The organism is Streptomyces sp. NPDC012637 (genome assembly GCF_042954805.1).
In the GTDB taxonomy this organism is placed as follows: domain Bacteria; phylum Actinomycetota; class Actinomycetes; order Streptomycetales; family Streptomycetaceae; genus Streptomyces.
Genome location: NZ_JBIBDS010000007.1, coordinates 458,052 through 471,382 on the forward strand (window position 1 = coordinate 458,052; position 13,331 = coordinate 471,382).

General features: G+C 73.6%; 12 protein-coding genes and 1 pseudogene. 8 read left to right on the forward strand and 5 right to left on the reverse strand.

Features of this window, described 5'->3' with window-relative positions; genetic code table 11:
* Nucleotides 1–351: 351 nt before the first annotated feature.
* Together ACFY8W_RS27845 and ACFY8W_RS27850 are read left to right on the forward strand one after the other, a co-directional pair.
* Nucleotides 352–1,692 (forward strand): CNNM domain-containing protein, encoded by a 1,341-nt coding sequence (locus tag ACFY8W_RS27845; RefSeq protein ID WP_391110691.1) that lies wholly within the window; start codon nucleotides 352–354, stop codon nucleotides 1,690–1,692.
* Nucleotides 1,689–2,708, forward strand: a complete 1,020-nt coding sequence (locus ACFY8W_RS27850; RefSeq protein ID WP_391110694.1) for a CNNM domain-containing protein — start codon at nucleotides 1,689–1,691, stop codon at nucleotides 2,706–2,708. The genes ACFY8W_RS27845 and ACFY8W_RS27850 overlap by 4 nt, the downstream gene beginning before the upstream one ends.
* Nucleotides 2,709–2,769: 61 nt before the next feature.
* Here the strand turns inward: ACFY8W_RS27850 and ACFY8W_RS27855 are convergent, their stop codons facing one another.
* Nucleotides 2,770–3,783: a maleylpyruvate isomerase family mycothiol-dependent enzyme gene (locus tag ACFY8W_RS27855; protein WP_391110697.1), complete on the reverse strand. Its 1,014-nt coding sequence runs from the start codon at nucleotides 3,781–3,783 to the stop codon at nucleotides 2,770–2,772.
* Between the two features lie 66 nt (nucleotides 3,784–3,849).
* Here ACFY8W_RS27855 and ACFY8W_RS27860 point away from each other — a divergent pair, with 66 nt between their 5' ends.
* The 3 genes from ACFY8W_RS27860 (at nucleotide 3,850) to mug (ending at nucleotide 6,723) form a co-directional block, all read left to right on the forward strand.
* The gene (locus ACFY8W_RS27860) at nucleotides 3,850–4,635 is read left to right on the forward strand and encodes a GDSL-type esterase/lipase family protein (RefSeq protein ID WP_391110700.1); all 786 of its coding nucleotides are present in this window, start codon (nucleotides 3,850–3,852) and stop codon (nucleotides 4,633–4,635) included.
* A gap of 73 nt (nucleotides 4,636–4,708) precedes the next feature.
* Nucleotides 4,709–6,151: an adenylosuccinate lyase gene (gene purB, locus ACFY8W_RS27865; RefSeq protein ID WP_391110703.1), complete on the forward strand. Its 1,443-nt coding sequence runs from the start codon at nucleotides 4,709–4,711 to the stop codon at nucleotides 6,149–6,151.
* Complete coding sequence (gene mug, locus ACFY8W_RS27870; protein WP_391111068.1) at nucleotides 6,148–6,723, forward strand: G/U mismatch-specific DNA glycosylase; 576 nt, start codon at nucleotides 6,148–6,150, stop codon at nucleotides 6,721–6,723. Before purB ends, mug begins: the two co-directional genes overlap by 4 nt.
* Before the next feature lie 91 nt (nucleotides 6,724–6,814).
* Here the strand turns inward: mug and ACFY8W_RS27875 are convergent, their stop codons facing one another.
* On the reverse strand, nucleotides 6,815–7,183 hold the full coding sequence (locus ACFY8W_RS27875) for a hypothetical protein (protein ID WP_391110706.1): 369 nt from the start codon (nucleotides 7,181–7,183) through the stop codon (nucleotides 6,815–6,817).
* A 154-nt stretch (nucleotides 7,184–7,337) separates the two neighbouring features.
* Between ACFY8W_RS27875 and ACFY8W_RS27880 the strand changes: the two genes are divergently transcribed.
* Nucleotides 7,338–8,495, forward strand: a complete 1,158-nt coding sequence (locus ACFY8W_RS27880; protein WP_391110709.1) for an ROK family protein — start codon at nucleotides 7,338–7,340, stop codon at nucleotides 8,493–8,495.
* A gap of 117 nt (nucleotides 8,496–8,612) precedes the next feature.
* On the opposite strand, the gene ACFY8W_RS27885 is transcribed toward ACFY8W_RS27880, so the two are convergent.
* Nucleotides 8,613–9,353, reverse strand: a complete 741-nt coding sequence (locus ACFY8W_RS27885; RefSeq protein WP_391110712.1) for a UTRA domain-containing protein — start codon at nucleotides 9,351–9,353, stop codon at nucleotides 8,613–8,615.
* Between the two features lie 351 nt (nucleotides 9,354–9,704).
* Entirely contained in the window at nucleotides 9,705–10,586 is an 882-nt protein-coding gene (sigJ, locus tag ACFY8W_RS27890) for an RNA polymerase sigma factor SigJ (RefSeq protein ID WP_391111071.1), read from the reverse strand.
* Between the two features lie 152 nt (nucleotides 10,587–10,738).
* On the opposite strand from sigJ, the gene ACFY8W_RS27895 reads away from it, so the two are divergent.
* Complete coding sequence (locus tag ACFY8W_RS27895; RefSeq protein ID WP_391110715.1) at nucleotides 10,739–11,572, forward strand: alpha/beta fold hydrolase; 834 nt, start codon at nucleotides 10,739–10,741, stop codon at nucleotides 11,570–11,572.
* A gap of 51 nt (nucleotides 11,573–11,623) precedes the next feature.
* Here the strand turns inward: ACFY8W_RS27895 and ACFY8W_RS27900 are convergent.
* A pseudogene (locus ACFY8W_RS27900) lies at nucleotides 11,624–12,517 on the reverse strand (DMT family transporter); the annotation flags it as partial.
* Between the two features lie 147 nt (nucleotides 12,518–12,664).
* Here ACFY8W_RS27900 and ACFY8W_RS27905 point away from each other — a divergent pair.
* Nucleotides 12,665–13,330 (forward strand): response regulator, encoded by a 666-nt coding sequence (locus tag ACFY8W_RS27905; protein WP_391110718.1) that lies wholly within the window; start codon nucleotides 12,665–12,667, stop codon nucleotides 13,328–13,330.
* The last annotated feature ends 1 nt before the right edge of the window (nucleotide 13,331 follow it).

The window sequence follows — 13,331 nt, forward strand, 5'->3', positions numbered from 1 at the left end:
CGGCGGGGCGAGAGCCGTCCCCTTCCCCGGCCCCCGCCTCCTGCCAGGCCCGGGCGGACCACCCGCGACCCGGCCCGGCGCCCTCGCCGGTCCGGGGGAACCGCCCCTCGCCCGGCCCTGGGCCCCCGCCCGGGACCCCCTCCCCCGCTGCCCGAGCCGATCGGCCACCACCGGCCGTCACCCCGCTTTGCCGATCCTTTACCATGAGTGGGCAGAATCCGATCATCCGACCGAAAGGTGTGAGCGTCCGCCCATGGGCGAGCCTCCCAGTAGCCGTTCCCGCTTCCGACACCGCGCGGACCTTCCGTCCCTGACTGATCATGGGACTCACCCGGGGACGGAGGTGAACCGATGACCGAGGTACTGCTGCTCCTGGTGGCGCTGCTGCTCGCCGTGGCGTGCGGTGCGTTCGTCGCGGCGGAGTTCTCGCTGACCACCGTCGAGCGCGGCGAGCTCGAGGCCGCGGCGGCGCGCGGCGAGCGCGGTGCGTCCGGCGCGCTGAAGGCGGTCAGGTCGCTCACCTTCCAGCTCTCCGGCGCCCAGCTCGGCATCACCGTCACCAACCTGGTCGTCGGCATGCTCTCCGAGCCGTCGATCGCCGCGCTCATCCGCGGCCCGCTGGAGTCCCTCGGCTTCTCCGAGTCGGTCTCCTCCTCCCTGGCCCTGGTCCTCGGCACCGCCCTGTCGACCGTGGTCCTCATGGTCGTCGGCGAGCTCGTGCCCAAGAACTGGGCGATCTCCTCGCCGCTGGCGGTCGCCAAGGTGGTGGGCACCCCGCAGCGGATCTTCACCGCCGCGTTCAAGCCGCTGATCAGCCATCTGAACAACACGGCCAACCGGGTCCTCCGCCGGCTCGGCATGGAGCCGACCGAGGAGCTGGCCTCCGCCCGCTCCCCGAAGGAGCTGGTGGCGCTGGCCCGGCACTCCGCGAGGGAGGGCGCGCTGGAGGCGGACACCGCCGAGCTGTTCGTCCGCACGCTGAACCTGGCCGAGTTGACCGCGGAGAACGTGATGACCCCGCGCGTCCAGGTGACCGCCCTGGAGGTGCAGGCCACCGCCGAGGACGTCGCCAACGCGACCCGCGCGACGGGTCTGAGCCGCTTCCCCGTCTACCGGGGCAACCTCGACTCGGTCGTCGGCATCGCGCACATCAAGGACGTGCTGGCCATACCGGCCGACGAGCGGCCCCGCCGCTCCGTCGGCGACATGCTGCGCGAGCCGCTGCTCGTGCCGGAGAGCCTGACCGTGGACAAGCTGCTCGACCGGCTCTCCGGGAAGCAGACCATGGCCGTCGTCATCGACGAGTACGGCGGTACGGCCGGCGTCGCGACCCTGGAGGACATCGTCGAGGAGGTCGTCGGCGAGGTGCGCGACGAGCACGATCCGCACGAGACGCCGGACCTGGCCCGGGCGGGCGAGGACCCCGACGGCCGCGCCCTGTGGTCGGCGGACGGCGCCGCCCGCACCGACCAGCTCCAGACCATCGGCCTGACGGTGCCGGAGGGCCCGTACGAGACCCTGGCGGGCGTGCTCGCCACCGAGCTCGGCCGGATCCCGGCCGTCGGCGACAGCATGGAGCTGGCCGGCTGGCGGCTCGACGTGGTGGACGCCTCCGGGCGGCGCGCGGCCCGCGTGCTGCTGCACGCCCCGCTCCTCCGCTCCGGCGACACGGATGAGGAGGCCGGCCGATGACCGCGGTCCAGCTGCTGATCGGCCTGGCGACCCTGGTCGTCAACGCCTTCTTCGTCGGCGCCGAGTTCGCCATGATCTCCGTGCGTCGAAGCCAGATCGAACCGCACGCCGAGTCCGGCGACCGCAGGGCGCGCAGTGTCATCTGGGGGCTCGAGCACGTCTCGGCGCTGCTCGCCGCCGCCCAGCTCGGCATCACCCTGAGCACCCTGGTGCTCGGCATCGTGGCCGAGCCGGCCATCGCGCACCTGCTGGAGCCGGTGTTCGACGCCGTCGGCGTGCCGCACGGCCTGGTGCACCCGATCTCCTTCGTGATCGCGCTCACGCTCGCCACGTACCTGCACATGCTGCTGGGCGAGATGGTCCCGAAGAACATCGCGCTGGCCGAGCCGACCCGTACGGCGCTGATCCTCGGCCCGCCGCTGGTGGCCCTCACGCGCGCGCTGAGGCCGGTGATCTTCGCGATCAACGCCTTCGCCAACGGGATCCTGAAGCTGCTGCGGGTGGATGCCAAGGGCGAGGTGGCGGCCACGTTCTCGGACGACGAGCTGGCCCGGATGGTCACCGACGCGGGTGACGCCGGTCTGCTCGACGACCGGGCCGCCGAACGTCTGCACGACGCCCTTGAGCTGGGCCGGCGCCCGGTGCGTGACGTCGTGATGCCGGTGGAGAAGGTCGTGTACGCGCGGGTGGGCACGACTCCGGAGGAGCTGGAGGCGCTGTCCGCGCACTCCGGGTTCTCGCGCTTCCCCGTGGTCGACGCGGACCGCGGGATCCAGGGCTACCTCCACGTGAAGGACGCCCTGGACATCACGCCGCGCGACCTGCCGTTCCCGGTGTCGGCGATGCGGCCGATCGCCCGGGTGCGGGCGGCGACGCCGATGGACGACGTGCTGACGGCGATGCGGCGCAGCCGTACCCATCTGGCGGCCGTCCTCGACGAGGACGGCAAGCTGGCCGGTCTGGTGACGATGGAGGACGTGCTGCGCGAGCTGGTGGGGCGCCCCTCGGCGCCCTAGGCGGCCTCTCGCTCCGCCGGAGGGCCCGGAACGCGGTGTGCGTTCCGGGCCCTCCGGCGTGTCAGAGCGCGGTCGCCCGAAGCCAGGCGTCGAGGGCGGCCCGGTCGCCGGAGTGCGTGAAGCGCGGGTCGTCGGCCGCGTACCGCCCGTAGAGGAGCAGCAGCAGCTCGCCGGCGGTGGCCTCGACAGCGGCCGTGGCCGCGCCGTCGGCGTGGCGGCGCCAGGTGAAGCCGCCGCCGCCCAGGGTCACGGTCCAGGCGGCTCCGGTGTCGGCGGCGGCCAGCCGCAGGCTCTCGCCGTCCCGGCCGAGCTGGGCGACGGGTTCGGCGACCCAGGAGAAGTACGGCAGGTTGTCCAGGAACTCCTCGATGCCGTCGGCGGCCGTGCCCGGGTCGACGCGACCGGGCTCGCGGCCGAGGGCGAGTTCGGCGTCGGTCAGGTGGACGACCGCCTCGAAGAGCAGTCGGCGCGGGAAGAACCGTACGTGCGGGTCGGCGCCGTGTGACCACAGGACGGTGTCGGGGTCGGCCGCGCGCAGGGCGCGCAGGCTCGCCTCGGCGCTCGCGGCCAGCCAGTCGGGGTACGCGGCGGGGTCGTCGGGCAGGTCGAGCGGCACGTCACGGGACCACACGCGCTCGGTGGCACGGGTGCGGACGAGGTGCTCGATCCAGCGGTGGGTGGTGCCGTGGTGCTCCACCAGGTCGGCGAGCGTCCAGCCGGGGCAGGTCGGGACGGGGATGGCGGGGTCGGCGCCGCGGACGAGGGTGACGAAGCTCTCGACGTGGGACCGGACCAGGTCGCAGTACCCGGCGTGGGCGTCGTCGGTGAGGCCGAGGCGCTCGGAGACCTTCAGGAGCTCGTCGCGCCGGGGGCCCGCCGGCTGCCGCAGGGCGGCGTCGCGGAACAGCCGGTCGAGGGCCCGGCGGTCGGCGGCGGAGAGTCCGCCCAGGCAGGAGGCGGTGCTCTCGAGCCACTTCGTGGCCGTGTCCGGGAGCACCGCGTCGTCGGAGGTGTCGACCGCCGTCACCAGGTCGGCCAGCGCCTCGGCCAGCGTGTTCGGCAACGCGTCGCTCATCTGGGTCTTCCCTCCCGGTTTCTCCGTGGGCGAGCGGCCCATACCGAGCGGTATGATCGCGGGGCCATGGAGATCAATGCCACCTACACCAGTCTCGTCGCCGTGGGCGACAGCTTCACCGAGGGTATGTCGGATCTGCAGCCGGACGGTTCCTACCGGGGCTGGGCCGACGTCCTCGCCGGCCGGCTCGCCGCCCGCACGCCCGGCTTCCGCTACGCCAACCTGGCCGTGCGCGGGAAGCTCATCGGGCAGATCGTCGACGAGCAGGTGGACACGGCGGCGGCGATGAAGGCCGACGTGGTGACCCTGGTCGGCGGTCTCAACGACACCCTGCGCCCCAAGTGCGACATGGGCCGGGTGCGGGGCCTGCTCGGCGAGGCCGTCGAGCGGCTGGCCCCCTCGTGCGGGCAGCTGGTGCTGATGCGCAGCCCGGGCCGCAACGGCCCGGTCCTGGAGCGCTTCCGGCCCCGCATGGAGGAGCTCTTCGCGTACGTCGACGAGCTCGCCGCCCGGCACGGCGCCCTGGTGGTCGACCTGTACGGCGCCCCGGCGCTCGCCGACCCGCGGATGTGGGACGTTGACCGGCTCCACCTGACCGCCGAGGGCCACCGGCGGGTCGCGGAGGCCGTCTGGCAGACGCTCGGCCTGCCGGAGGAGCACGACTGGCGTTCGCCGCTCGCCCCGACCGCCCGCCCGGGCTGGGCGTCCCGCCGGATCGCCGACGCCCGGTTCGCCAGGGAGCACCTGGGGCCGTGGATAGGCCGCCGGCTCACCGGCCGCTCCTCGGGAGACGGCCGCCCGCCGAAGCGCCCGGACCTGCTGCCCTACGAGGCGCCGGACCCCCTGACGTGACCCTCGTCTCGTAGCAAGCTCCAGCCCGGACCCTGGCGCTGGCCTGCAGAAATCGCCAGTAGAATCTGGACACGTGACTGCTGCGACTGCGAAGCCCCGTATCCCCAACGTCCTGGCCGGCCGCTACGCCTCCGCGGAGCTCGCCGTCCTCTGGTCCCCCGAGCAGAAGGTGAAGCTGGAGCGTCAGCTGTGGCTCGCCGTGCTGCGTGCGCAGAAGGACCTCGGGATCGAGGTTCCCGACGCCGCCCTCGCCGACTACGAGCGCGTGCTCGACCAGGTCGACCTCGGCTCGATCGCCGAGCGCGAGAAGGTCACCCGGCACGACGTGAAGGCCCGCATCGAGGAGTTCAACGACCTCGCCGGCCACGAGCACGTGCACAAGGGCATGACCTCGCGCGACCTCACCGAGAACGTCGAGCAGCTGCAGATCCGGCTCTCCCTGGAGCTGATGCGGGACCGTACGGTCGCCGTCCTCGCCCGCCTCGGCAAGCTCTCCGCCGAGTACGCGGAGCTGGTCATGGCCGGCCGCTCGCACAACGTGGCCGCGCAGGCCACCACCCTCGGCAAGCGCTTCGCGACCGCCGCCGACGAGCTGCTCGCGGCGTACGCGCGCCTGGAGGAGCTGCTCGGCCGCTACCCGCTGCGCGGCATCAAGGGCCCGGTCGGCACCGCCCAGGACATGCTCGACCTGCTCGGCGGCGACGCCTCGAAGCTGGCGGAGCTGGAGCAGCGGATCGCCGGTCACCTCGGCTTCGCCCACGCCTTCACCTCGGTCGGCCAGGTCTACCCGCGCTCGCTCGACTACGACGTGGTCACCACGCTCGTGCAGCTGGCCGCCGCCCCGTCGTCGATCGCCAAGACGATCCGTCTGATGGCCGGCCACGAGCTGGTCACGGAGGGCTTCAAGCCCGGCCAGGTCGGCTCCTCCGCGATGCCGCACAAGATGAACACCCGCTCCTGCGAGCGCGTCAACGGCCTCATGGTCATCCTGCGCGGCTACGCGTCGATGACCGGCGAGCTGGCGGGCGACCAGTGGAACGAGGGCGACGTCTCCTGCTCGGTGGTGCGCCGGGTGGCCCTGCCGGACGCCTTCTTCGCCTTCGACGGTCTCCTGGAGACCTTCCTCACCGTGCTCGACGAGTTCGGCGCGTTCCCGGCCGTCGTCGCCCGCGAGCTCGACCGCTACCTGCCGTTCCTGGCCACGACCAAGGTCCTCATGGGCGCGGTGCGCGCCGGCGTGGGCCGCGAGGTCGCCCACGAGGCCATCAAGGAGAACGCCGTCGCCTCCGCCCTCGCCATGCGCGAGCAGGGCGCCGAGCGCAACGAGCTGCTGGACAAGCTGGCCGCCGACGAGCGGATCCCGCTGGACCGTGAGCAGCTGGACGCGCTGATGGCGGACAAGCTGTCCTTCACCGGTGCCGCCGCCGACCAGGTCGCCGTCGTGGTCTCGCGCATCGAGGAGATCGCCAAGCAGCACCCGGAGGCCGCCGGTTACACCCCCGGGTCGATCCTCTGACCCGCTTCACCCCGCAGCAGCTGGAGGCCGCCCGCGACCGTCTCGTCCCCGACGTGACCGCGGGCGGCCTTTCGGTGCTGTTCTGCGGGATCAACCCGGGTCTGATGACGGCGGCGACCGGCCTTCACTTCGCCCGCCCCGGCAACCGGTTCTGGCCGGTCCTGCACCTGTCCGGTTTCACCCCGCGGCAGCTCGCGCCCGCGGAGCAGGAGGAGCTGCTCGGGTACGGGCTCGGGATCACCAACGTGGTGGCCCGGGCGAGCGCGCGGGCCGACGAGCTGAGCGCGGAGGAGTACCGGGAGGGCGGCCGGATCCTCGCCGAGAAGGTGGGCCGGCTGGCCCCGCGGTGGCTGGCGATCGCCGGGGTCACCGCGTACCGCACGGCCTTCGGCGAGCCGAGGGCGGCGATCGGGCCGCAGGAGCGGACGATCACGGGGCCGCACGGGACCACCCGGATCTGGGCGCTGCCCAGTCCCAGCGGTCTGAACGCGCGTTGGACGGCGCAGACCATGGCGGAGGAGTTCGGGCGGCTGCGGGAGGCGGCGGGCGTGCCGGACCGGCGCACCTCCTAGGGCACGTACGGCCCGTCCGGCACGTACGGTCGCTGGTCTGGTCGCCGGTCGCCGACTCAAGGCCGAGGGCTCAAGGCCGGGGGCTCAGGGCTCAGGGTGGGTCCACCGCGGTGACGCAGACGAGTATGCGGTGCTCGTCCTCCCCCGTCCGTACGACTCCGAGCGCGATCCACCTCCCGTCCGCGCGCCACAGCTCGACGTCGGCGGCCGTCTCGCTCAGCAGGTCCCAGGGCGCGGGTATGTGCTCGCCCCGTTCGGCGCGGAGCAGCAGCGAGCCGAGGCCGATGTGCTGCGGCGGTCCCCAGCGGTCGGCGAGACGGCCGGCGAGCGCCGTCCGCTCCGCCTCCGTCTGTTCCTCGGAGGCGTCGGCGGCGGATAACTCGGCCAGGTGGTGCCCGCCGTCGCGGAAGGGGCGTCCGCGCAGCAGGTCGAGTGCGGCGACGTGCCGTGCCAGGGTCATGGGTCCAGTAAAGCGCCGGGCACTGACAGCTGGTGGTCCGTCAGACGTCCCTGGCGCCCGCCGGCCGCCCGGTGGTCCCCGGGCGGCGCTCGCCGCTACCGGGTCCATTGAGTAACATCCGGCCAAAGAGGCGCACGAGCTGGGAGGACACACGGTGGGGCGGCTGACCGGCGGGGATCCGTCGCTGCTGCGGCGGATCAATTCCGCGGTGGTACTCCATGCGCTGCGGGGCTCCGACGCGCTCACGCTCACGGATCTGACCCGGATCACGGGGCTTTCCCGGCCGACGGTCGAGGGGGTGACCGAGGGGCTGATCGAGGGCGGTCTGGTCGTCGAGGCGGCGCCCGAGGAGGGCGAGACCCGGCGACAGGGCCGGCCGGCCCGGAGGTTCCGCTTCCGGGCGGAGGCGGGGCATCTGCTCGGCATCGAGATCGGGCCGCACCGGGTCGCCGCCCTGATCTCCGGTCTGGACGGCCGGATCATCGGCGCGGGTTCGCGCGAGGTCGCGGAGACCGCGCCGGAGGACGAGCGCCTCGACCGGGTGCGGACCGTGGTGGCCGACGTGCTGCGGCGGACCGGGGTGTCCCGGTCGAACCTGCGCGCCGTCGGCGTCGGTACGCCCGGGATCGTGGAGGCGGACGGGACGGTCCGGCTGGGGACGGCGCTGCCGGGCTGGACGGGGCTCGCGCTGGGCGAGCGGCTGCGGCGCTCCTTCCGCTGCCCGGTGATCGTGGAGAACGACGCCAACGCGGCGGCGGTCGCCGAGCACTGGAAGGGTGCGGCGACCGATTCCGACGACATCGTGTTCGTGCTCGCCGGGCTGAGTCCGGGCGCCGGTTCGCTGATCGGTGGGCGGCTGCACCGCGGTTTCGGCGGGGCGGCCGGCGAGATCGGCGCCCTGCACCTGCTGGGCCGCGGGGTCACGCCCGAGCATCTGCTGTCGCCGACCGACGAACCGCTCCACCCGCTCGACGAGCAGGCGGTGGCGGAGGTGTTCGCGCTGGCCCGGCAGGGTCACGCGCCGGCGGAGGCCGCGGTGGAGCGGTTCATCCAGCGTCTGGTGCACGACGTGGCGGCGCTCGTCCTCGCGCTCGATCCGGAGCTGGTGGTGATCGGCGGCTGGGCGGCGGGCCTCGACGGGGTGTTGCAGCCCCTGCGCGAGGAGCTGGCCCGGTTCTGTCTGCGACCGCCGCGGGTGGTGCTGTCGATGCTGGGCGAGGCCGCGGTGGGCACGGGCGCGCTGCGCCTGGCGCTCGACCACGTGGAGGAGCAGCTGTTCGCGGTGGACGGCAGGGTGACGGCCCGGCGTTGAGACGTCCGCGCGACGCGGAGGACGGTATCGCGACGCGGAGGAGCACATGGGGAAGGCCCCGGGCGCGTGCCCGGGGCCTTCCCCATGTGGTCTGTGACGGTGTCAGGAGGCCGTGCGTCAGGAGGCCATGGCCAGGTCGCCGGAGTCGCCGAAGGTGAGGCGGCAGGTGTCGGCGCGGTAGGTGGCCACGGACACGGCGGCGGTGCGGCCGCCGGAGAGGTAGCGGGTGGTGACGACGAGGACCGGGGAGCCGGGCAGCCGGTCGAGTTCCTTGGCGTCGTCGGCGCGGGCCGAGCCGAGTTCGACGGCGCGGTCCTGGCCCTCGAGGTCGAGCTGCCGCAGCTCGCGCAGCACGGCACGGGCGCGGGTGGGCCCGTCGGTGCTGTCGGCCGCGATGAGGCCGGGCACGGAGCCGGCGGGCACGTAGAGCAGTTCGGCGGCGACGGGCCGGCCCTCGGTGACGCGCAGCCGGCGCACGATGTGCACGCGCTCGCCGGCCTGGATGTCCAGGAGGCGGGCGACGGCGGCCGGGGCGGTGTCGGCGGCACAGTCGACGGACTGCCAGGTCTCCTCGCCGACGCCGGGCCAGGCGTGCTGGGTGGTGGAGACGTCGACGCCGACACGCGGCGGGGCGACGGTGGTGCCGACGCCGCGGCGGCGCTGCAGACGGCCTTCCAGCTCCAGCTGCTCCAGGGCCTGCCGCAGGGTGGCGCGGGCGACGCCGAAGCGGGCGGCCAGCTCACGCTCGTTGGGCAGGATCTCCCCGACCGCGAACTCCGAGTCGAGGGCTTCGCTGATCACGGTCTTGAGGTGCCAGTACTTCGGCTCCGGTGCTGCTTCGAGCTGCGTGGTCCCCACCCTGATCCTCCGCACATTCGCCGTGTCCCGCGGCGTTTTCCGCGCCCTTGTTTATTAAAGGTTCCTGCACTAACTCTGCGACCATAAGGCGCGGCACACCCTTGGTCAAGACCAATCCTCCGTCGCGCGACCCCGAATGTGACCCTCTGACCTAGATCGTTCACAGGACGTTCGCGTCCTGGTGCGCCCCGGGCAGCAAAAGGCCCGCCCCGGAGCGTCCGGCTCCGGGGCGGGCGGTGTGAGGGCCGGCGGTGTGAGGGCCGGCGGTCCGGGACGGTTCGTCCAGGGGGCAGGCGGTCCGAGACGGGTGCCCCCGGGCGGCGGTCCGGGCCGGGTGGCCCGGGAGCGGGCTCAGTCCAGGGTGAGGCCCTGGAGCTTGTCGGGGTTGCGCAGGATGTACATGCAGGCGATCCGGCCGTCGCGGACGTCGACCTGGTAGACGGCGTCGACCTTGCCGCCGACGAGCGCGACGAGCGCCGGGCCGCCGTTGATCTCCTCGAAACGGAAGTCGAAGTCCGCACCGGCGCCCTGGGCGACGGCGACCATGAAGCGGCCGATCTTGTCGGCGGTCTCCATGATGCGCAGCGGGGCCTTGGCCTTGCCGCCGCTGTCGCCGACCAGGCGTACGTCCGGTGCGAGCAGGGCCAGCAGGCCCTCCAGGTCGCCGTTCGCGGCGGCGGCGAGGAACCGCTCGGTGAGGTCGCGCCGTTGGGCCGGGTCGACGTCGTAGCGGGGCCGGCCCTCGTCGACGTGCTTGCGGGCGCGGGCGGCGAGCTGGCGGACGGCGGACTCGCTGCGGTCGAGGGTGGTGGCGATCTCGGCGAAGGGGAAGCCGAAGGCCTCCCTGAGCACGAACACCGCGCGCTCCAGCGGCGAGAGGGACTCGAGGACGACGAGCAGGGCGAGGGACACCGAGTCGGCGAGCAGGGCGCGTTCGGCGGTGTCGGGCACGGCGGGCCCGAAGTCGGTGACGATCGGCTCGGGCAGCCAGGGGCCGACGTAGGACTCGCGGCGGGACTGGACCTGGCGGAGCCGGTCGATGGCGAGCCTGGTGGTGATGCGGACGAGGTACGCGCGTGGCTCGCGGACCTCGGCGCGGTCGCCGGAGGACCAGCGCAGCCAGGCCTCCTGCACCACGTCCTCGGCGTCGGCGGCCCGGCCGAGCATGCGGTAGGCGACGCCGGTGAGCATCGCGCGGTGTTCCTCGAAGAGGTCGGTCGGGTCGGTCAGCATCTCGGTCGGCACGCCCTCCATCCCAGCCCACGCGGTGTCCCGTGTCCAGTTGCGGACCGAGGACTTGAACTCGACTCTACTCACCGGTAATTCTTGCTGACAGAGTGTCTTGCAGAGTGCCGTACGCACGACCACGCACGACAGGGAGAACCATGTCCGCTCAGATCTCGTTCCCCGTGGAGTCCACGGCCGGACCGCGCACGGTCACCGTGACGTACGAGCGCCGGGGCGTTGGGGAACCCCTGCTGCTGCTCCACGGCATCGGCCACCTCTGGCAGGCCTGGGAGCCGGTCATCGACATCCTCGCCACCGAGCGGGACGTCATCGCCGTCGACCTCCCCGGCTTCGGTTCCTCCCCGGCGCTGCCGCCGCCGCTCGCGTACGACCTGAGCACGGTGGTGCCGGTGCTCGACGCGTTCTGCGGGGCGCTCGGGATCGAACGCCCGCACGTGGCAGGCAATTCGCTGGGCGGACTGCTCGCCCTGCAGCTCGGCCGCGAGAAGCTGGTGCGCTCGGTGACGGCGCTCTCGCCGGCCGGCTTCTGGTCGCAGGCCGAGCGGCGCTACGCCTTCACGACGCTGCGCGCGATGCGGGGCGCCGCGCGGGCGATGCCGGTCCCGCTGGTCGAGCGGCTGTCCCGGAGCGCGGCCGGGCGCACCGTGCTCACCAGCACCATCTACGCCCGCCCCGGGCGCCTGTCACCCGAGGCCGCGGTCGCCGAGACGTTGTCCCTGAGCCGGGCCACCGGCTTCGAGGAGACCCTCGCGGCGGGCCGGAACGTGCTGTTCACCGAGGACGTCCCCGCCGTGCCCGTGACCGTCGCGTGGGGCAGCAAGGACCGGCTCCTGCTGCGCCGCCAGGGGATCCGCGCCAAGCGCGCCATCCCGGGCGCCCGGCTGGTCCGGCTGCCGGGCTGCGGTCACGTGCCGATGAACGACGACCCCGCGCTGGTCGCCCGCGTCGTCCTGGACGGCAGCGCCGGCTGACCCGCCGTCGGCCCGGCCGCGCCCGAACAGGCCCGTGCCCAGCGCCGCTCCGGCCCCCACCAGGATGCCGCCGACAGCCTGGGCCGGGCCGAACGAGCCGTGCGCGACCGCGGCGGCGGTCAGCGCGGCGGCCACCGGGATGGCACCGGTGAACAGCGTCGCCCGTTCCATGCCCATCCGCTGGACGCCCATGTAGAAGAGCACGAATCCGACGACGGTCGCGAGCGCGGCCTGCCACACCAGCGCGCCGGTCTCCACCGGCGTCGGCACGCGCAGGACGGCCGTCCCGTCGGCGAGGAGCCCGATCACCGCCGACTCGACGGCCGCGAGGCCGCACACCACCGCGGTCAGCAGCTTGGGCCCGAGCGGGCGCAGCACCGGCACCGCGAGCACGGTGAAGCCCACCTCGCCCGCGAGCGCGGCCACCGACCACCCCAGTCCGGCCGCGTCGGTTCGGCCCCAGCCCTGGACCGTGAAGGCGCCCGCGGCGACGAGCACCGCCCCGTACAGCACCGGCCGGGTCGGCCTGCGGCCTTCGGTCAACGGCACCAGGACGGCGACCACGACGGGAGCACAGCCGACCAGGACTCCGGGGACGGCGGGTTCGGCGGTGCGTTCGGCGGCGAGCACGGCAAGGTTGAAGCCGACCATGCCGACGGCGGCGAGCAGCACGAGCCGGAGCCAGTGCCGGACGGTCAGGGCCCGCAGCGGGGCGAGGCCGCCCCGGCCGAGCAGGGGCAGCAGGAGCAGACAGGCCGCGCCGTAGCGCAGCGCCTGGCCGCCCGCGTACGGATAGGCGCCGAGCAGGCTGTTGGCGGTGAAGGAGGCGCCGACGAGGGCGTAGGCGACGGTCACGAGGAGCGCGCCGCGCAGGCTGTTCGCGTTCATGCCGTCGACGCTAGGAACCCGACGGGCCCGGTTCGGGGTCCACTTAAACCACGTCATCGGGGACCACTTCCGGCGGAGAGGAGCGGAGAGGAGCGGAGAGGAGCGGAAGGGAGCGGAAGGGAGCGGAAGGGAGCGGGGCCTCGAGGCGGGGACGTCGTGCGGTGGGCCGGTCCCGGTCGGCGTGACTCGTGATCGAATGGCACCGTGATCAACAGGCAGTTGCGCGTGGTACTGGCCGAGGACTCCGTCATCCTCCGGGACGGCATGGTCGAGCTGCTCGGCGCCCGCGGATGCGAGGTGGTGGGCACCGCGGGGACGGCGTCCGAACTGCTCGCCGGCGTGGCCGAGCACCGGCCCGACGTGGCCGTGGTGGACATCCGGATGCCTCCCACACACACCGACGAGGGCATCCGCGCCGCCGTCGAGATCCGTGCCCGGACCCCCGAGGTCGGCATCCTGGTCTTCTCCCAGCACGTGGAGACCGCGTGGGCCGCCCGGCTGCTCGCGGACGGCGCGGCGGGCGTCGGCTACCTGCTGAAGGAACGGGTCGCCCGCACCTCCGAGTTCGTGGCCGCCCTGCACCGGGTCGCCGGCGGAGGCACGGCGCTCGACCCCGAGGTGGTGACCCGGCTGATGCGCGGCCGTGCGCGCGGCCGGGTGGACACCCTGACCGCGCGTGAGCGCGAGGTCCTGGAGCTCATGGCGCAGGGCCACTCCAACCGCTCCATCGCCGGGCTGCTCGTGGTGTCGGAGCGGGCGGTGGAGAAGCACGTGGCCGCCGTGTTCGCCAAGTTCGGTCTCCGTGCGACGGAGACGGACAACCGCCGGGTGAAGGCGGTGCTGACCTACCTGGCGGAGAGCGGCGGCTGAT